This is a genomic window from Sphingomonas yunnanensis, from assembly GCF_019898765.1.
GTDB lineage: Bacteria > Pseudomonadota > Alphaproteobacteria > Sphingomonadales > Sphingomonadaceae > Sphingomonas > Sphingomonas yunnanensis.
Genome location: NZ_JAIOKB010000003.1, coordinates 427896 through 445620, shown reverse-complemented (window position 1 = coordinate 445620; position 17725 = coordinate 427896). Strand labels below are relative to the sequence as shown.

At 71.9% G+C, this 17725-nt stretch carries 17 protein-coding genes; 7 read left to right on the top strand and 10 right to left on the bottom strand.

What is annotated here, in order from left to right:
* Nucleotides 1-6: 6 nt before the first annotated feature.
* The 7 genes from K7957_RS11620 to K7957_RS11590 all read right to left on the bottom strand — a co-directional run bounded on the left by K7957_RS11620 (nucleotide 7) and on the right by K7957_RS11590 (nucleotide 7455).
* The gene (locus K7957_RS11620; protein ID WP_223012142.1) at nucleotides 7-2277 is read right to left on the bottom strand and encodes a TonB-dependent receptor; all 2271 of its coding nucleotides are present in this window, start codon (nucleotides 2275-2277) and stop codon (nucleotides 7-9) included.
* 274 nt (nucleotides 2278-2551) lie between these two features.
* Nucleotides 2552-2956 (bottom strand): RidA family protein, encoded by a 405-nt coding sequence (locus K7957_RS11615; RefSeq protein WP_223012141.1) that lies wholly within the window; start codon nucleotides 2954-2956, stop codon nucleotides 2552-2554.
* Nucleotides 2957-2991: 35 nt separating this feature from the next.
* Nucleotides 2992-3477: a VOC family protein gene (locus K7957_RS11610; protein WP_223012140.1), complete on the bottom strand. Its 486-nt coding sequence runs from the start codon at nucleotides 3475-3477 to the stop codon at nucleotides 2992-2994.
* 138 nt (nucleotides 3478-3615) lie between these two features.
* Nucleotides 3616-5034, bottom strand: a complete 1419-nt coding sequence (locus tag K7957_RS11605; RefSeq protein ID WP_223012139.1) for an FAD/NAD(P)-dependent oxidoreductase — start codon at nucleotides 5032-5034, stop codon at nucleotides 3616-3618.
* The gene (locus tag K7957_RS11600) at nucleotides 5031-5321 is read right to left on the bottom strand and encodes a 2Fe-2S iron-sulfur cluster-binding protein (protein ID WP_223012138.1); all 291 of its coding nucleotides are present in this window, start codon (nucleotides 5319-5321) and stop codon (nucleotides 5031-5033) included. The genes K7957_RS11605 and K7957_RS11600 overlap by 4 nt, the downstream gene beginning before the upstream one ends.
* Nucleotides 5321-6520 (bottom strand): NAD(P)/FAD-dependent oxidoreductase, encoded by a 1200-nt coding sequence (locus tag K7957_RS11595; protein ID WP_223012137.1) that lies wholly within the window; start codon nucleotides 6518-6520, stop codon nucleotides 5321-5323. Before K7957_RS11595 ends, K7957_RS11600 begins: the two co-directional genes overlap by 1 nt.
* 5 nt (nucleotides 6521-6525) lie before the next feature.
* Nucleotides 6526-7455, bottom strand: a complete 930-nt coding sequence (locus K7957_RS11590; protein WP_223012136.1) for a dihydrodipicolinate synthase family protein — start codon at nucleotides 7453-7455, stop codon at nucleotides 6526-6528.
* Nucleotides 7456-7584: 129 nt separating this feature from the next.
* On the opposite strand from K7957_RS11590, the gene K7957_RS11585 reads away from it, so the two are divergent.
* From K7957_RS11585 to K7957_RS11570, 4 genes are all read left to right on the top strand, one after another.
* On the top strand, nucleotides 7585-8523 hold the full coding sequence (locus tag K7957_RS11585; protein WP_223012135.1) for a LysR family transcriptional regulator: 939 nt from the start codon (nucleotides 7585-7587) through the stop codon (nucleotides 8521-8523).
* 64 nt (nucleotides 8524-8587) lie between these two features.
* Entirely contained in the window at nucleotides 8588-8812 is a 225-nt protein-coding gene (locus K7957_RS11580) for a DUF3311 domain-containing protein (protein ID WP_223012134.1), read from the top strand.
* On the top strand, nucleotides 8809-10257 hold the full coding sequence (locus K7957_RS11575; RefSeq protein ID WP_246616977.1) for a sodium:solute symporter family protein: 1449 nt from the start codon (nucleotides 8809-8811) through the stop codon (nucleotides 10255-10257). The genes K7957_RS11580 and K7957_RS11575 overlap by 4 nt, the downstream gene beginning before the upstream one ends.
* Complete coding sequence (locus K7957_RS11570) at nucleotides 10254-11783, top strand: carboxylesterase/lipase family protein (protein ID WP_223012133.1); 1530 nt, start codon at nucleotides 10254-10256, stop codon at nucleotides 11781-11783. Before K7957_RS11575 ends, K7957_RS11570 begins: the two co-directional genes overlap by 4 nt.
* A gap of 9 nt (nucleotides 11784-11792) precedes the next feature.
* On the opposite strand, the gene K7957_RS11565 is transcribed toward K7957_RS11570, so the two are convergent.
* The 3 genes from K7957_RS11565 to K7957_RS11555 are packed head-to-tail and all read right to left on the bottom strand — an operon-like array spanning nucleotide 11793 to nucleotide 13134.
* Complete coding sequence (locus K7957_RS11565; RefSeq protein WP_223012132.1) at nucleotides 11793-12179, bottom strand: acyl-CoA thioesterase; 387 nt, start codon at nucleotides 12177-12179, stop codon at nucleotides 11793-11795.
* Nucleotides 12176-12670 (bottom strand): MarR family winged helix-turn-helix transcriptional regulator, encoded by a 495-nt coding sequence (locus K7957_RS11560; protein WP_343228385.1) that lies wholly within the window; start codon nucleotides 12668-12670, stop codon nucleotides 12176-12178. Before K7957_RS11560 ends, K7957_RS11565 begins: the two co-directional genes overlap by 4 nt.
* Nucleotides 12667-13134, bottom strand: a complete 468-nt coding sequence (locus K7957_RS11555; RefSeq protein WP_223012131.1) for a MarR family winged helix-turn-helix transcriptional regulator — start codon at nucleotides 13132-13134, stop codon at nucleotides 12667-12669. The genes K7957_RS11560 and K7957_RS11555 overlap by 4 nt, the downstream gene beginning before the upstream one ends.
* A gap of 135 nt (nucleotides 13135-13269) precedes the next feature.
* Between K7957_RS11555 and K7957_RS11550 the strand changes: the two genes are divergently transcribed.
* Genes K7957_RS11550 through K7957_RS11540 form a run of 3 tightly spaced genes read left to right on the top strand, consistent with a single transcriptional unit; the run spans nucleotide 13270 to nucleotide 17688 of the window.
* A complete protein-coding gene (locus K7957_RS11550) occupies nucleotides 13270-14049 on the top strand; it encodes a cyclase family protein (protein ID WP_223012130.1) in 780 nt (259 codons plus the stop codon).
* A 4-nt stretch (nucleotides 14050-14053) separates the two neighbouring features.
* Nucleotides 14054-16195, top strand: a complete 2142-nt coding sequence (locus tag K7957_RS11545) for a ferredoxin family protein (RefSeq protein WP_223012129.1) — start codon at nucleotides 14054-14056, stop codon at nucleotides 16193-16195.
* Nucleotides 16195-17688 carry an indolepyruvate oxidoreductase subunit beta family protein gene (locus K7957_RS11540; RefSeq protein ID WP_223012128.1) on the top strand — a complete coding sequence of 498 codons (1494 nt, stop codon included), beginning with the start codon at nucleotides 16195-16197 and terminating at the stop codon, nucleotides 17686-17688. The genes K7957_RS11545 and K7957_RS11540 overlap by 1 nt, the downstream gene beginning before the upstream one ends.
* Nucleotides 17689-17725 lie beyond the last annotated feature (37 nt).

Below are 17725 nucleotides of genomic sequence, written 5' to 3'. Positions count from 1 at the left end.
GGCGGATCAGAACCGCACCGTGCCGGCGAGCGTGACGGTGCGCGGTCGGCTGATGTAGAAACCGTCGGGGTACACGCCGGGCACGATCTCGTTGTAGTTGATCGGCGTGTTGTCGTCGAACAGGTTGGTCACGTTGAGGTTGAGCGCCCACGGCCCGCGCGAGACCCCGGCGCGCAGCCCGACCAGCCAATAGGAGTCGAGCGCGCGGTAATTGGCGATCGTCGAGTTGAACTTGGTCGCCATCGATCCCTGGTAGCTCGCGTCGGCGCCGATCGTCCCCTCCAGCCCGGCGTCGCCGATCGGCGCGCTGTAGGAGAAGCCGGCCGAGCCGGTCCACTCGGGCACGTAGGGGACGCGGTCGCCCTTGCGCCCGGTCGCGGGGACGGGATTGTCCTCGCTCAGCTCCGCCAGGCTGTAGTTGAGCCCGAGGTTGAGCTGCAACCCGGCGACCGGGCGCGCGTCCAGCGTCAGCTCGGCACCCTTGACCGACGCCTTGCCGCCGTTGCCGGTGAACGGGAAGGAGACCGTGCCCGCGCTGGCCTGGTCGGTCACCTGGATGTTCGACCAGTCGATGTAATAGACCGCGCCATTAAGGTAGAGCTTGCGATCGAGCAGCGCCGTCTTCACGCCGAGCTCGTAGTTCCACAGCGAATCCGAGCCGTAGCCCGCCGGGATCGACACGTTGGCAAGCTCGGCGGCGGTCTGGTCGTTGGTGCCGCCGGAGCGATAGCCCTGCGCCACCTGGACATAGGCGTTGACCTGCTCGTTGACCTTCCACGCCAGGTTGAAGCGCCCGATCAGCCCGCTGTCGCTCGCCTTGAGCAGCGGGCCCGGTCCCGCGCCGGTGCCGCCACCGGCGCTGACGATCGCGACGGAGCGCTGCTCCAGGTTGAAGTCGAAGAGCCGCGCACCGACGGTCAGCGTCAGATTCGGCACGAAGGCGTAGCTCGCCTCGCCGAACAGCGCTTTCTCCTTGATGTCGGTGCCGACGGTGCGATCGAGCAGCAGGCGCGTGCTGGCGTCGATCACCCCCTGCGCGTTCACCGTCGGCCAGTAACTGCGATAATTGCGGTTCTCGTTCTGATAGAAGCCGCCGAACAGCAGCTGGAACGGGCCACCGAAGTCGGAGGCGAAGCGCAGCTCGGCGCTGTCGACGCGGCGGTGCTTGACCTGGCGCAGCAGCGAGCGGCCGGCACCGTCGTACGGCAAGTCGAAGAAGGCCTGCGCCGCCAGCGAGGCATCGCGGTTGAAGTCGGTATCGCGCACGAAGCGCGAGCCGGTCGCGGTGACGGTGCCGAACGGCTGCGCATAAGTCAGTGTCGCGTTGTAGATCTCGCTCTCGTCGTCATACGGCGCGCGCGCGACATCGGCCTGCTGATAGCGGTTACCCGTGAGGGGAGCACCGGCGAAGTCGACGCGATTGTAGAAGTTCTTCGCGTCCTGATGGACCTTCTGGTACATCGCCATACCGTCCAGCGTGAGATCGGGCGTGATCTGGAGCCGCGCCTGCAACCGCCCGGCCTTGCTCTTCTCGGCGTTGGCGCCTTCCTGGAAGCGGTTGTCGATATAGCCGGGCAGATCGGCGTAGAAGCCCGAGGCGCGCACCGCGAGCACGCCCGCGATCACCGGTATGTTGATCGCACCGTCGGTCTGTAGCCCGAGATCGGCGCCGCGCGTCGCGCGCAGGCCCGACTGGACGTAGCCGGTCCAGCGATCGAGCTTGGGCTTGGCGGTGATGTAGCGGATCGTGCCCGCCATCGAACTAGCCCCGAAGGTGGTGCCCTGCGGCCCGCGCAGCACCTCGACGCGGTCGATATCGAACAGCTTGATGTCGGGCGCCTGGCCCGAGCCGTCCTGGGCGTTCTCGCCGGTGATCACGGTCTCGTCGAGATAGAGGCCGACGGTGCCGGCACCGTTCGAGTTGATGCCGCGGATGACGTAGCGCTTGTCGCCCGGCCCCTCGTCCTGCACCGACAGGCCCGGAACGGAGCGATAGAAGTCGGCGAAATCGACCGCGCCGCGCGCCTTGAGGTCGTCACCGCTCAGTGCCTGGACCGAGATCGGCGTGTCCTGCACCGTGCTGGCGACGCGCTTGGAAGCGGTGACGACGATGTCACCCGCCGCGGCGCCGACGCTCGGCTCGGTCTCGGCGGTGGCGTTCTGTGCGTCGTTCGTCGCGGAGGACTGCTGCGCTTGCACGGGGGCAGCGAACAGTGCTGCCGCGATCGCTGCGCCGCTGGCCGACAAAGAAAAGGCGATGATGTTGGGACAACGCATGGAGATCCTCCCCTACAAGGGTTGGTAAGAGTACGATGCCCGCCTGCGGACGCTTCCGACGTGTGAGCCGTCGGTAAGCGTGAGATCATGATCTATCTTGGTCGCCTCCCCTGCAATGCGGCGGAGGCGAGGACTTCGTTGCGCTGCGCACAACACTGCCGTGATACGGTTTCGTTACCGCGCACCCACGCGCGGCGCGCTTGGGTGAGTGCAAGATATAGCCGACATATCTGACCGTTAAGGCACTCAGGTTGGCTGTGGTGTCCCCGCCTGATCAGTCCGGCAGCGCCGCGATCGCTTCTATCTCGACCAGGAAGTCGGGCAGCGCCAGCGCCTGCACCCCGATGAAGGTATTGGGCGCGGGCATCGCCTCGCCGTAGAAGGCGCCGACCTCCTGGAGCACGATGCCGAGCTTGGCGGGTTCGTGGTCGACGACATAGGTGCGCAGCCGCACGATATCGGCCGCGCTCGCGCCCGCCGCCTCGAGCACCAAGCGCAGGTTGGCGAGCGCCTGGCGCGTCTGCGCGGCGAGATCGCCCGCGGCGACGTTCAGCTCCTTGTCCCAGCCGACCTGTCCGGCGAGGTGCAGGGTGCGACCACCGTGCTGCATCGTCGCATGGCTGAAACCGAACTGCAGGCTGTCGTAGAGCGCGGGCGGGTTGAGACGTTCGATCGGCATAAGCTCTCCTGGGTCTGGCGCGGACGGGGCGGCGATCAGTCGACGATCTCGAGCTGATTGCCGAAGGGATCGAGCACGTAGAGGTTCTTGTGGCCGGCGAGCGGGCCGGCATCGATCACGATCGTCTCCATGACCGTGCAGCCGTGCGCCGCCAGGTAGCGTGCCGCCTTGTCGACGTCGTCGACGCGCAGGCCGAGGTGATGGCCGCCGCGGTCGCAGTTGCGCGGCAGCTCGGTGCGGCGGTCGTCGGGCTTGTCATACTGCACCAGCTGGAAGTTGAGGTTGGGCGTCAGCTTGAGCATCGCCAGCGTCAGCCGCGCGCCGGGCACGTTGACGTGCGACGCCATCCAGTCGCGGCCGTCGTCACCGGGCGGGATGTCGGCGGCGTCGAGCGGCCCCATGCGGAACAGCTCGGTCGCGCCGAACACCTCGGTGTAGAAGCGCACCGCCGCGTCGAGGTCGGGCACCGTCCAGGAGACATGGTCGGCCTCGAGGAAGAGCGGGCGATCGTGGTCGGCCATGGGCGCATACTCCTGCTGGTCGGGTCTGGCGGCGAGTGTGCTGGGGCGGCCAGGAACGGACAAGCGCGCGCGGGCGACGACTTCGTTGCGTCAGCGACAACCCGCCCCGTCGCGTGAGCGACAGCCCGCCCCGTCGCGTCAGTGACAGTCCGCCCCGCCGACGCTCGCGATCGGCACCGGACGGACCGGGAAGCGCGGCGTGAAGCCACCGATCGCCGCGGGCGCGACGCCGGTCCGCTCCGCCAGCAACCGCAGCACCGCCGCCTCGCAGCCGCGTCCCTGGCACAGCCCCATGCCCGCGCGCGTGACCAGCTTGAGCGCGCTCGCGTCGGACGGCGCCGCGACGCCCCCGGCCGCGGCAAGCAGCTGCGCCCGCGTGACATCCTCGCAGCGGCAGACGATCGTGTCGTCGCTCGCCAGGCGCGTCACCACAGCGCGCGGGTCGGCGACGGCGTCGAGCAGCGCCGCGAAGCCGCGCAGGCGGGCGAGCCGGCGCCGCGGCTCCGCCGCCGCGCGCTCGGCGGCGACCGCATCGATCCGTCCGGCGTCACGCGCCACCGCGATCCCCGCGATCCGTCCCTCCTCCAGCGCGGCGGGCGCTCCGGCGACGCCGGTGGTCTCGCCCGCGACGTACAGGCCGGGCACGTCGCCGCGCTGCCACGCGTCCGCCACGGTGGCCCAGCCGCCGGTGCGCTCGACCCAGCGCGCGGTCGCGCCGAGGCTACGCGGCAGGTCGGCCTGGGGCAGGAAGCCGAAGCAGAGGCCGACGCGGTCGCAGGCGATCACCTCACCCGCCTCGCCGGGCACGCCGACGCGCGCAGCCACGACCTCGTCGCTGCCCTCGACCGCCAGCACGGTCCGGCCGAAGCGGATCGGCACGCCGGCGCGGCGCAGGCGCACGTAGCTCGCCGCTGCCGCGGCCAGCGGTCCGGCGTGCCGCAGCGCGGAACCGGCATGATGGGCGAGCGCCCCCGCAGCCGCGGCGGACGCCTGCGCGAACAGCAGCGCCGCGACCTGGCCCCCCGCGGCGACGATCTGATCGGCCAGGATCAGTTGCAGCGGGTGCGTGCCCGCGAGCACGAAGCGCTCGCCCGGCACCAGCCGCTGGCTCTTCACGAAGGCCTGGATCGCGCCCGCGCTCATGACCCCGGGCAGCGTCCATCCCGGCAGCGGCAACGGCAGATCGTAGCAGCCCGCCGCCACCAGCAAGCGCCGCGCCGCGATGCGACGGCCCGGCGCGCCGTCGGTCGGCACCGCGATCAGCGCGAACCCCGCCGCTTCGCGCAGCACACCCGCCACCGAGGTGCGCCCCGACCAGGTGAGGCCGGGCAGCGCCTCGGCGCGCGCGAGCTGGCGCTTCAGCGCACGATAACCGCGTCCGTCGAGCCAGCGCGGCACCGTCATGCCCAGGGGCGGCTGGCGCAGGATCTGCCCGCCCATGCGCGCCTGCTCGTCGAGCATCACCACGGTCAGCCCGGCGGCGACCGCCTGCTCGGCCGCCGCCTGCCCGGCCGGGCCGCCGCCGACGATCGCGAGGTCGTAGCAGGGCTCGCTCACGCCGCACCGTCCCGCGTCGTCACACATTGCCCCGGTGCCGCGTCGACCAGGCAGGCGCGCACCCGTCGCACCTCTCCGTTTCGCTCGAGCAGCACGAGGCACTCGCAGCACGTTCCCATGTTGCACCACAGGCCCCGCGGCCGGTCGTGGCGATCGCGACGGAAAGCGGCGTGCCCGGCCGCGAGCATCGCCGCGGCGATGGTCTCGCCGGGGTGAAAAGACACGCGCTCGCCATCCACCATGATCTCGGCCGCGACCCCCCGCGCCGTATCCGCCACCCGAGCCATCACGCCAGCATCGCGTTGAGGTGCGCGAAGCGCGCGGGCGCGACCAGTGCCATCGCCGCGGCCGCGTCGCCCGCGGACCGGCCGAGCATCTCCGCGCTGACCGCGCGCGCGAGCGTCGGGCCGAGCGTGAAGCCCGATCCGCCGGCGATGACGAACAGGCCGGGGCGGCCCGGCACCGCGCCGGCGAGCGGCAGCTGGTCGGCAGTGATGGCGACCACCCCGGTCCAGGTGCGGATCAGGTTTAGTGCGCCGACGCGCGGCACCGTCGCCGCCGCGACCGCGAGATTGCCGGTGAGCGAGTCGGGCAGCACCATCGGCGCGCGCGCGAGGTCGAACCCACCCTCCCCGCGCGCGAGCCGCGACGGCCAGCCACCGCCGATCAGCACGTTGCCGTCATGCGCCTGCTTCATCGAGAGGCGGCGGCCGACGTGCTGCACGAGGTGCGGCAGGAACGGCGCGACACGCTCGGTGACGTTCATCTGCAGCCCGATCGGGAAGACGGGCAAGTGCACCCCCGCGAGCGCGCCCACCGCCATCGTCCACGCGCCCGCCGCGATCAGGACGGCCGCGGCGGCCACCTCCACGTCGTCGGCGCCGCGCCGCAGCGTCGCTCGCCAGCCGCCCGGTGCCGGGACGAGCGCGCGTAGCGCCGTATGGGGCAGCAGCCGCGCGCCCGCCGACGCCGCGGCGTCCGCGAGCGCGCGGGTGACCAAGCGGGGATTGGCGTGGCCCTCGTCCGCGAGGAAGCTGGCGGCACGCACGTCGTCCGCCAGATAGGGTGCGATCGCCCGCGCTTGCGTGCCGTCGATCAGCTCGGTCGGCAATCCCCAGCGCGCCTCCAGCGCCGCCTTGCGCTCGAGCAGACGCACCTCATCGTCGCTCTGCGCCACCATCAGCCCGCCTTGCATCGCCACGTCGAGACGGCCGTCGCCGAGCGCCGCCGGCAGGTCGCGCCACTCGGCGATGGCGAGGCGGCTCAGCGCGACGGTGCGCGCCGCCTGATCCGCCAGCGCGTCGCCGTGTTCCAGGAAGCGCCGCTCGATCTGGAAGTGCAGCGACCCGGCGTTCTGCCCCGAGGCGCCGGCATTCAGCTCGCCACGCTCGACCAGCAGCACGTCGGTGCCCGCGCGTGCGAGGTGCCACGCCGCCGCGCACCCGATCAGCCCGCCACCGATGATCAGCACGTCGGCGGCATCCATGCGCGTCAGGCCTTGCCGAGCGCCGCCAGCGTCGCGCCGATGCGCTCGCGCGCCTCCGCCGATACGTCGAGCAACGGCGGGCGGACTCCGCCCAGGGGCATGCCGCGCGCGGCGAACCCGGCTTTGAGGATGGCCGGCCCCGAGCCGAAGCGCCCGACCAGCTCGGGCGTGTACCAGTCGGTCAGCACGCGGCGGTCGTTGCGCCCGCGCGCGCGCGCGCCCTCCACGTCCCCTGCCCACAAAAGGTTGTAGAAGTCCGGGTGGTCGCGGCCGAGCACCGCGCCGGCGCCCATCGTGCCGTCGCCGCCGCGCGCCTGGAGCAGCGCCAGGCCATGCTCGTCCATGGAAAAGCCGAACACGCGCACCTTCTCCGACAGCGCGAAGAAGGTCTCTACGAAGCGCGCCAGGTTGCTCGTCGACTGTTTGATCGCCACCACTCCGTCGAGGTCTGCGAGTCGCTCCAGCAGCTCGATCGACATATCGATACCGGTGCCCGGCGGCCAGTTGTAGACGCAGATCGGCAGCGGAGAGGCATCGCTCACCGCCTTGTAGAAGCCGAGGATCTCATCCTCGCGCGGGCGGATGTACGGCGGCGGAGTCACCAGGATGCCGTCGAAGCCGGCGGCGTGCGCGTGGCGGGCGAACTCCACCACCTCATTGGGGGTGAACCAGGTGCAGCCCGCGATCAGCGGCAGCTTGCCGCGCATCTGCGCGCCCGCCGCGTCGAACAGGGCCTTGCGCTCCTGCGGCGACAGGCTGGTCCACTCGCCCGTCGTACCCGCGAGCACCAGCCCGTGCATCCCTTCGGCGTGGAGCCACTCGAGATAGCCGCCGAGCGCGCGCGTATCGAGCGCCAGCTCGGCGTCGAAAGGGGTGACGATCGCGGGAATGTAACCCCGCCAGCCGACCCGCGCCCGCTTCCCGGTGTCTGCCATCACGCATCGCTCCCCTGCCTCTAGGCAGCAGATGTCATCGCCGCGCCCGCTCGTGCAATCGCCGCGACGCGGTGTTTTCATTGCGTCTCGCGCAACAAGGCGCCAGCATCATGTTGAAAGGAGCGTGGCATGGCAGACCTGGGCCTGCGGTATCTGTTCGAGGCGGCGCAGGCCGGAACGATGCGCGCCGCGAGCGACAAGCTCGACATTGCTGTTTCCTCGATCAGCCGGCAGATCGCGCAGCTAGAGGAAGAATATGCGCTGCCGCTGATCGAGCGCGGGCGCCGCGCGATCCGGCTGACCGAGGCGGGGCGCGTGGCGGTGGAACACTATCACGCCCAGCTGGCACAGGAGGAGACGTTCCGCACGCGTCTGGGCGACCTGCGCGGCGTCCGCTCCGGGCACGTGCAGATCGCGGTGGGCGAGGGCTTCCTTGGCCAGTCGCTGACCAGCCTGTTCGATGAGTTCCAGCAGCGCTTCCCCGCGGTGCGCCTGACGATCCTGACCCCGTCGACGGCCGAGATCGTCAGCATGGTGCTAGAGGACGAGGCGCACGTCGGCCTGATCTTCCAGCCGCCGATGGAAGCGAAGATCCGCCTGCGCGGCTCGGCGCGGCAGCCGCTCAAGGTGATCGTCGCGCCGGACCACCCGTTGGCGGAGCGGCGCGGCGTCGAGTTGCGCGACCTTCAGGGCCATGCGCTATGCCTCGCCCCGAAGCAGTTCCGACTGCGCCAGATCCTCAGTTTGGCCGAGGCGTCGCAGCGGCTCTTCCTGGAACCGGTGATGACGAGCAGCTCGATCCAGATGATGCGCGCCGCGGCGCTGTCGGGCCATTACGCCACCGTGCTGCCGTCGATCTCGGTACTGGCCGAGCTGCGCGAGGGATCGCTGCGCGCGGTGCCGCTGCACGACGAGGGGGTGGAGGAGACCGCGATCGGCCTGATCACGCGCAGCGGCCGCCAGCTCGAGGGGGCGCCGCTCAAGATGCTCGGCGTGCTCGAGCGGCAGCTGCGGCAGTGGACCGACGACGAGGCAGACGCGGCCGACGTTGCGTCCAGCACGACATGAGCGCGCACCCATCGCAATGGCGGTGTGGCTAGCCTGGCGGCTCCCCGGAAAGGAGCGTAGCGCCATGGACGAAGCCGACAGCCCGCCCTCGGGAGGCCTGCGCCGCCGCCACCTGCCGCTCCTGCTGCCCTTCCTGTGGCAGGTCGGCGGCGTGCCTTGGGCCAACGGCGTGGCGTGGCGGCCGTGGCACATGCCCTTCCTGCTGCTGTGGGAGCTGGCCGGCGTCGTCATCGCCAGCCTCGCCATCGCCCTTGTCTACCGGCTCGACGCCGCGGCGGCGGCGCGATGATCGCCGCGGCGGTGACGGTGGGCGTGGTGACGGCGACGATGCTGGGCACCGTCGCTTATGGCCGGATGCAGGCGCGCGCGCGCACGATCAGCGAGTGGGCGATCGGCGGGCGCAGTCTCGGGCTGCTCGTCTTCTGGTTCCTCAACGCGGGCGAGATCTACACCACCTTCGCGGTGCTCGGCATCTCGGGCTATGCCTGGGCGCACGGCGCGCCGGCGACGCTGGCGCTGTGCTCGGTCTCGCTCGCCGCCGCGATCGGCTATTGGCTGACGCCGCGGATCTGGCGCAGCGGGCGCGCCAGCGGGCTGATGACCCAGGCCGACTTCTTCGCGCACCATTATCGCTCTCGCTGGCTCGGCATCCTGGTCGCGCTGGTCGGGATCGCCGCGCTGGTGATCTACGTCCAGATCCAGATTACCGCGCTGGGGCTGGTGCTGCGCGTGACGCTGGGCGACGTCGACGCCGCCACCGCCGCCGCGCTCGCCGCGGCGGCGATGCTGCTGTTCGTCTTCTTCGCCGGTCTGCGCTCGGCCGCCTTCGCCGCGGGGGTCAAGGACGTGCTGATGGTGCTGCTGGTCGGCGGGCTCGCCCTCACCGTCGCGCGCGAAGTCGGCGCGAGCTCAATCGCGGACCTGTTCCGCCGCGCCGAGGCACTGGCACCCGCCGCCGCGACGCTGCCCGGCCGCGACCCCGCCGCCGGGCTCGGCGTCACCTGGCTGATGACCACCGCCATCAGCGTCGCGGTCGGCACCTATATCTTCCCCCACATGTTCCAGCTCTGTTACGCCGCCGACGCCGCCAAGACGCTGCGCCGCAACGCCATCTTCCAGCCGCTCTACTCGCTGTCATACCTGTTCATCATCCTGCTCGGCGTGGCTGCGCTGGTCGCGGGGACACGCCCGCCCGGCGGCGACGCCAATGCGGTGCTGCTGCAGCTTGTCACCGATCGCTATCCCGCCTGGGTGACCGGGCTGTTCGGGGCCACCGCGGCGCTGCTCGCGCTGGTACCGGGTTCGGTGCTGCTGCTGACGATCGGGACGATCTTCACGCGCAACGTGGTCTTGCCGCTGCGCCCCGCGCTCGACGAGCGCGCGCAACTGCTCGCCTCGCGCGCCGCGATGGTCGCCTTCGCCGCGCTCGCGGCCTGGCTCTCGGTTGGGCCGAGCCAGTCGCTGGTGACGATCGGGCTGACCGCTTACGCCACGATCGGCATGCTCGCACCCGGCGTCTATCTCGCCTTCCTGCGCCCGGGCGTACCGGCGGTGGCGCTCGGCGCGGGACTGGCGGTGGGCTATGCCGCGATGCTGCTTCCCAGCCCGTTGGCGGCCTGGGCGGCGGCGAGTGGCTTCGATCTGGGGCTCGCCGCGCTGCTTCTCAACGGCGCGACGGTGCTCATCGTCGATGCCGCGCTGCGCCGCGGCCGCGCGCCGCTGGCGGTCGCGTGAACCGGCGCGAGCTGCTGCGGCGCGGCGGTGCCGGCCTCGTCGCGCTCGGCGCCTATCCCGGCGGTGCGGCGGGCGCGGCGGCGCCGGTGCTGCGCGAGCCGCGATGCGGGCCGATCCGCGGCACGAGCGACGGCACGGTGGCGCGCTTCCTCGGCATCCCGTTCGCCCGCCCGCCACTCGACGCACTGCGCTTCCGCGCACCCGAGCCGGCGGCGCGCTGGCGCGAGCCGCTCGCGGCGCTGGCCTATGCACCCTCGCCGATCCAGCCCGGTTCGCCGCCCGAGGACCCGAGCGCGCCGCTGCCGACCTCGGAGGACTGCCTCTATCTCAACGTCTGGGCGCCCGAGCGGCCCGGGCCGCATCCCGTCCAGGTCTGGGTGCACGGCGGCGGCAACGTCACCGGCTCGACGCGCTTCCCGGTGTTCGACGGCAGCGGCTTCGCGCGCGCCGGCGTCGTCTGCGTCACGATCACCTATCGCACCGGCTGCTGGGGCTTCCTCGACCTCGAGGAGGCGCTTGGCGGGTCCTACGCAGACAGCGGCAACAACGGCCTGCGCGACCAGATCATGGCGTTGCGCTGGGTGCACGACAATATCGCGGCGTTCGGCGGTGACCCCGCGCGCGTGACGCTGGCGGGGCAGAGTGCAGGCGCGAAGGACGTCGTGTCGCTGCTCGCCGCGCCCGCGGCACGCGGCCTGTTCGCCCGCGCAATCGTCGAGAGCGGCGGCGGTCAGACGATCGCGGATCGCACTCGTGCCGCCGAGCTGACGCGCCGCGTCGCGGCCGCCGCCGGCGTCGCCCCCGCCGCGCTGCGCGACCTGCCTGCGCGCGCGCTGCTCGCCGCGCAGACCGCCGTGGTGGCGGCGTACCCGCGCAAATATCCCTTCCGGGCGGTGGTCGGCGGCGCGCTGCTCCCGCAGGCGCCGCTCGCCGCGATCGCCGCCGGCGCGGCGCGCGGCGTGCCGCTGCTGCTCGGCTGGAACCGCGACGAGGTGGCGTTCTGGGGACCGCCGGAGCCTGGCGCGGACGCGGTGCGTGCGGGCGAACTCGCCAACCTCGATCTCGCCACCTTCGCGCCGGTCTATGCGCGCTACGCCGCGCTCGTGTCCGACCCGCGCGCGCGCCGCTACGCCGCGGTGAGCGCGGAGGAATATGGCATACCGACGATCCGGCTGGCGGCGGCGCAGGCGCGCGCGGGTGGCGTCGCCCATCTCTACCGCTTCGACCTGCCGCTCACGACCGGGGCGCGCCGCGGTTACGCCATTCACGGCGCCGAGCTGCCGCTCACCTGGGCCCGGCTCGACGATCCCGCCTCGGCCGCCTACGGCCCGGTCGGGACGTCGGCGGAGCGGCTGTCGGCGGCGATGCACGCGATGTGGCTGCGCTTCCTGCGCGGGGGCGCGCCCGCCGCGAACTGGCCGAGCTACGACCTGCGTCGGCGCGCGACGATGCGGCTCGACGCCCTGCCCCGCGTCGTCGACGATCTCGCCGGCGCCGAGCGGCGGCTCTGGGACGGCGTGCTGTGACGCCCCCGCTCAGCGCGGGCGCATGTCCTCGGGCCAGGGCACGGCGCGCGCGCGGTCGAGGTCCATGCAGACAAGCACCACCTCGCCGCGGAGGCGCTGCTCCCCGCCGCAGCTGACCTCCACCCCGATCGTCGCGGACGAGCTGCCGACGCGCCGCACCGTCAGCGCGAGATCGAGCTCGTCGCCGAGGCGGCTCACGGCGACGAACTCGGCGCTGAGCGACACCGTCGGCACCCCGAGGCGTCGCGTCGCGTGCATCTGCGCGAAGCTGGCGCCGAGCGCGGCGAAATAATCCTCGACCGCCGCGTTGAGCATCTCGAAATAGCGCGGATAGAAGACGATGCCGGCGGCATCGACGTGCGCGAACCGGACGATCTGTCGCGACACGAAGCTCATCGATCCCCCTCCCCCGGCGCGCGCTCGGCGGCGATCGAGCTCTTCACCAGCGCGAGCAGCCGATAGAGCGTCGCCAACTCGTCGCGCGGCACGCCCGCGAGCATCGCCTGAACCCAGCGGTGATGCGACTCGGCCAGCGTGCGGAAGTGCGCGCGCCCCTCCTCGGTCAGCGCGACGATGCTGGAGCGCGCGTCGCCGCTCGCCACGCGGCTCGCCACCATCCCGTCCTGCTCGAGCTGCCGCACCAGTGCCGTGACGTTGCCGTTGGAGACCAGCAAAGCGCGCGACAGCTCGCTCATCGTCATGCCCGCGGACTGACGGTCGAGCGCGGCGAGGACGTCGAAGCGCGGCAGCGTGGTGGCGTGGTGCTCGACGAGGCGGCGGCGAAGCCGCTTCTCCATGACCGTGGAGCAGCTCAGCAGCCGCAGCCACACGCGCACGTCCATCTGCTCGGAGAAGGCGCCGTCATGCTTCTCGCGCAGTTCGCTCACGCGACCTCGTCCAGATTGGCGTGGACGCGGCCGAGCAGGTCGAGCAGCTGGTCGAAGTCGCGTTCGCTGAGGCCGCGGATCACCTGCTCGTACACCGGCGCGCTCGCAGCGCGCGCGGCCGCCAGGCGGCGCTCTCCCTCGGCGCTGAGCGACACCTCGGTGACCCGCGCGTCGTCGGCGCTGTCGCTCACCGCGACCAGGCCGGCGCCGGTCATGCGCTGGATGATGCGAGTCATGGTCGAGAGCGGGATGACGGCAGCGTCCGCGATGTCACGCACGCCGCGCGGCGCGCGCTCGCCCAGGATCATCAGGACGCGCCATGAAGGAATATCGAGGTCGATCGCGCGCAGACGCTCGCCGATCACGCCATTGTAGCGCGAGACCAAGCGGTTGAGCAGGTAGAAGGGATATTTCTCCACCCGGAAGGCAGCGGTGCCAGGATTGCCAAGCTGTCGATCGTCCACGTGCGCCCTCCCAGGAGCGGGCTCTATCGGGGCCGAACGCACGCCGCAACGCACGATCCGAATTTAATTGCATATGCACGTTTCTCATGACAGGCTGCGTGTCACGTCGTCTTCCAGACCCTCGGAGAAGATCGCATGTCGCACGCCGTGCTCGCCGACCTTGCCGCCGCGCTCCAGCGCGGTTCGATCCGCACGATCGACCTGACCCAGCCGCTGTCGGAGGACACGCCGGTGCTGATCCTGCCCGAGCCGTTCGGCCAGACCGCACCGTTCAGCCGGCAGGAGATCTCGCGCTACGACGATCGCGGCGTCGCCTGGCACTGGAACAACTTCACGGTGGGCGAGCACACCGGCACGCACTTCGACGCGCCGGTCCACTGGGTGACCGGCAAGGACCTGCCGCGCAACACGGTCGACACGATCGCGCCCGAGGACTTCGTCGCGCCCGCGGTGGTGATCGACGTCTCCGCCGCCGCGGCGGCCGACCCCGATTATCTCCTCACCGTCGCGGACATCACCGACTGGGAGGCGACGCACGGCCGCATTCCTCCGCGCAGCTGGGTACTGCTGCGCACCGACTGGTCGACGCGCGACAGCGACGCCTACACCAACCGCCGCGACGACGGCGCACACACGCCCGGGCCCTCCGCGGAAGCAGTGCGCTTCCTCATCGAGGAGCGCGACGCGCACGGCCTGGGCGTTGAGACGATCGGTACCGATGCCGGGCAAGCGCACCTGCTCGATCCCGCCTATCCAGCGCACACGCTGTTCCACGGCGCCGGCCGCTACGGGCTGCAATGCCTCGCCAACCTCGATCAGCTGCCGCCGACCGGCGCGGTGGTGATCGCCGCCCCGCTCAAGATCGCGGGCGGATCGGGTAGCCCGCTGCGGGTGCTCGCGCTGGTGGCGGGCTGAGACGATGGCGGAGCGCTCCTTCAAGCGAGAGGTGGAGCAGCTCCGCCTCGGCGCCGGCGAGACCTTCGCCGGCGAAGGGATCCTCGCGGTCACCAAGGCGCTGCTCCAGGCCGGGGTCGCCTATGTCGGCGGCTACCAGGGCTCGCCGATCAGCCATCTCATGGACGTGTTCGCCGACGCCGACCCGCTGCTGCGCGAGCTGGGCGTACACTTTGAATCCAACGCGAGCGAGGCCGCCGCCGCGGCGATGCTGGCCGCCTCGGTCAACTATCCGCTGCGCGGTGCGGTCGCATGGAAGTCGGTGGTGGGCACCAACGTCGCCTCCGACGCGCTGTCGAACATCGCCAGCGGCGGGGTCAAGGGCGGCACGCTTATCATCGTCGGCGAGGACTACGGCGAGGGCTCGTCGATCATGCAGGAGCGCACCCACGCCTTCGCCATGAAGTCGCAGATGTGGCTGCTCGACCCGCGCCCCAACCTGCCCAGCATCGTCGACATGGTCGAGGCCGGCTTCGAGCTGTCCGAGGCGTCGAACACGCCGGTGATGATCGAGCTGCGCGTGCGCGCCTGCCACGTCACCGGCAGCTTCGTCGCGCGCGACAATCGCCGGCCGCCGCTCACCGTCGGCGAGGCCGCGGCCAACCCGGTGCGCGACGTCGACCGGATCGTGCTGCCGCCCGCCAACTTCCTGCACGAGCGCGAGAAGATCGAGCGGCGCTGGCCCGCGGCGCAGCGCTTCATCGCCGAGCGGCGGCTCAACGAATGGTTCGGGCCGGCGCAGGACGAGATCGGCATCATCGTCCAGGGCGGGCTCTACAACACGCTCAATCGCGCGCTCGAGCTGGTCGGCCTGTCGGACGCGCACGGCGCGGCGCGCGTGCCCGTCTACTGCCTCAACGTCACCTACCCGCTGCTGCCCGACGAGGTCGCCGCCTTCTGCGCGGGCAAGCGCGCGGTGCTGATCGTCGAGGAAGGCCAGCCCGAATTCATCGAGCACGAGCTCAACACCCTGTTGCGCCGCGCCGACCTGTCGACGCGCCTGGTCGGCAAGGACCTGCTGCCGCGCGCCGGCGAATATTCGGGCGAGGTGCTGCGCGACGCGCTGCTCGCCTTCCTCGCGGCGCACGCGCCGGGGCGGGTCGCCGCCGCCCCGCCCGCCCCGCCGCCCCCCGAGCCCGAGCTGGCGCGCACGGTGCCGCCCCGCCCCGCCGGCTTCTGCACTGGCTGCCCCGAGCGGCCGATCTTCTCGGCGATGAAGCTCGTCCAGCGCGAGCTCGGCGCGCTGCACGTCTCCGCCGACATCGGCTGCCACCTCTTCTCGATCCTGCCGCCGTTCCACATCGGCAACACGACGATGGGCTATGGCCTGGGCACCGCCGGCGCCTCGGCGTTCAAGCCGAGCGAGGGCGCGGGAGCGCGGCGCGCGGTGGCGATGATGGGGGACGGCGGCTTCTGGCACAACGGCCTCACCTCGGGGATCGGCAACGCCGTCTTCAACCAGGACGACACCGTCACGATCGTGGTCGACAACGGTTATTCGGCCGCGACCGGCGGGCAGGACATCCTCTCCTCGCGCGCGGCGAGCGCGACGCGGCGCACCAACAACCCGATCGAGCGCGCGCTCCGCGGCATGGGCGTCGGCTGGGCGCGCACGCTGACGCGCACCTACGACGTGGCGCGGATGCGCGACACGCTCAAGGAAGCGCTGACGACCCCCGAGAAGGGGCCGAAGGTGATCGTCGCCCAGTCGGAGTGTATGCTCAACAAGCAGCGCCGCGTGCGGCCGCTGCTGGCGCAGGCGGCGCGCGAGGGAAAGCGCGTGGTGCGCGAGCGGTTCGGGGTCGATCCCGACACTTGCACCGGGGATCACGCCTGTATCCGCCTGTCGGGCTGCCCGTCGCTGAGCGTCAAGGCCAACCCCGACCCGCTGCGCCACCATCCCGTCACCGCGATCGACGACAGCTGCGTCGGCTGCGGCAATTGCGGCGAGGTGGCGCATGCCGCGGTGCTGTGCCCGTCCTTCTACAAGGCCGAGATCGTGACCAACCCGGGGCGGCTCGAGCGGCTGCTGGCGCGCTGGCGCGCCGCGCTGATCGGCTGGATCCAGGCGCGCGACGCGCGCGCGCTCGCGGCGAGGGCGTTTTGATGGCCGCGTCGACCGCGGGCGAGCGCGATCGGCTCACCGTCGCGATCCTGGCGCTGGGCGGCCAGGGCGGGGGCGTGCTCGCCGACTGGATCCTCGCTCTGGCCGAGGCCGAGGGCTATGTCGCGCAGGGCACCTCCGTCCCCGGCGTGGCGCAGCGCACCGGCTCGACGATCTATTACATCGAGATGGTGCGGCGAGGCGCGCCCGGCGCCAATCACCCCGCGCCGGTCCTGGCGATGACTCCGACGCCCGGCGACGTCGACGTCGTGATCGCATCCGAGCTGATGGAGACCGGGCGCGCGATCCTGCGCGGCTTCGTCAGCGCGGACCGCACCACGCTGATCGGATCGACCCACCGCATCTACGCCATCTCGGAGAAGTCGGCGCTGGGGGACGGCACCGGCGCGGGCGAGCGCATCCTCGACGCCGCGGCGCGGCGATCGAGGCGCTTCGTCGGCTTCGACATGGAGGCGGCCGCGGCGGGGGCCGGCAGCGTGATCAGCTCGGTGATGTTCGGCGCGCTCGCCGGCGCGGGTGCGCTGCCCTTCGCGCGAGAGTCGTTCGAGGCGGCGATCCGCCGCGGCGGGAAAGCGATCTCCGCCAATCTCGCCGGCTTCGCCGCGGGCATGGCCGCGGCGGGCGAGCGCCGCACCGCGATCGAGGCCGCCGCCGCGCCGCCGGCGGCCACCACGCCCGCCGGTGCCGAGCGCCAGGCGCGCGTGCTCTCCACCCTGCCCGCCGCCGCGCACGCCTCCGCGCTGGAGGGCGTGCGCCGGCTGATGGACTATCAGGACGCAGCCTACGCCGACCTCTACCTCGACCGCCTCGCACCGATCGCCGCGCGCGGCGAACCGGTGCTGTCCGAGGCGGTGGCGCGGCATCTCGCCGTGTGGATGAGCTACGAGGACACGATCCGTGTCGCCGACCTGAAGGTGCGCGCGGCGCGCGCGGCGCGCGTAGCAAGCGAGGTCCGGGTCGGCGCGACCCAGCTCCTCACCGTCACCGAATATATGCACCCGCGGCTGCGTGAGGTCTGCGAGACGCTGCCGGCCCGGTTTGGCGCGGCGATCTGGCATCGCCCCGCGCTGCGGCGGCGACTCGAGCCCTTCTTCTCGCGCGGGCGTCACGTGCGGGCCACCCGCTTGCGCTGGTTCCTGCTGCTGCGGACGGTCGCGGCGATGCGGCGGATCCGCCGGTCGACCTGGCGCTTCGCCGAGGAGCAGGCCCGTATCGAAGAGTGGCTCGCGCTCGTCGCTGCCACGGCGGCGACCGATGTCGCGCTCGCGATCGAGATCGCCGCCACGCAGGAGTTGATCAAGGGCTATAGCGACACGTTCGAGCGCGGCCTGCGCCACTTCACGCTCGTCAGCGAGGCCGCTCGGCGGCTGACGGGTCGCACCGATGCGGCGGCGCAGGTCCGCGCGCTGCGCGCCGCCGCGCTGGCGGATGAGGACGGTCACGCGCTCGCAGCGGCGCTCGCCACGGCGGCGTGACCGCAGAGATATTTTAAGCTTGAAGTATCAGCGCGGT

Coding starts and splice junctions, on each gene's coding strand:
- K7957_RS11620 (WP_223012142.1), bottom strand. CDS start 2,277: ATGCGTTGTCCCAACATCATCGCCTTTTCTTTGTCGGCCAGCGGCGCA.
- K7957_RS11615 (WP_223012141.1), bottom strand. CDS start 2,956: ATGCCGATCGAACGTCTCAACCCGCCCGCGCTCTACGACAGCCTGCAG.
- K7957_RS11610 (WP_223012140.1), bottom strand. CDS start 3,477: ATGGCCGACCACGATCGCCCGCTCTTCCTCGAGGCCGACCATGTCTCC.
- K7957_RS11600 (WP_223012138.1), bottom strand. CDS start 5,321: ATGGCTCGGGTGGCGGATACGGCGCGGGGGGTCGCGGCCGAGATCATG.
- K7957_RS11595 (WP_223012137.1), bottom strand. CDS start 6,520: ATGGATGCCGCCGACGTGCTGATCATCGGTGGCGGGCTGATCGGGTGC.
- K7957_RS11590 (WP_223012136.1), bottom strand. CDS start 7,455: ATGGCAGACACCGGGAAGCGGGCGCGGGTCGGCTGGCGGGGTTACATT.
- K7957_RS11585 (WP_223012135.1), top strand. CDS start 7,585: ATGGCAGACCTGGGCCTGCGGTATCTGTTCGAGGCGGCGCAGGCCGGA.
- K7957_RS11580 (WP_223012134.1), top strand. CDS start 8,588: ATGGACGAAGCCGACAGCCCGCCCTCGGGAGGCCTGCGCCGCCGCCAC.
- K7957_RS11575 (WP_246616977.1), top strand. CDS start 8,809: ATGATCGCCGCGGCGGTGACGGTGGGCGTGGTGACGGCGACGATGCTG.
- K7957_RS11565 (WP_223012132.1), bottom strand. CDS start 12,179: ATGAGCTTCGTGTCGCGACAGATCGTCCGGTTCGCGCACGTCGATGCC.
- K7957_RS11550 (WP_223012130.1), top strand. CDS start 13,270: ATGTCGCACGCCGTGCTCGCCGACCTTGCCGCCGCGCTCCAGCGCGGT.
- K7957_RS11545 (WP_223012129.1), top strand. CDS start 14,054: ATGGCGGAGCGCTCCTTCAAGCGAGAGGTGGAGCAGCTCCGCCTCGGC.
- K7957_RS11540 (WP_223012128.1), top strand. CDS start 16,195: ATGGCCGCGTCGACCGCGGGCGAGCGCGATCGGCTCACCGTCGCGATC.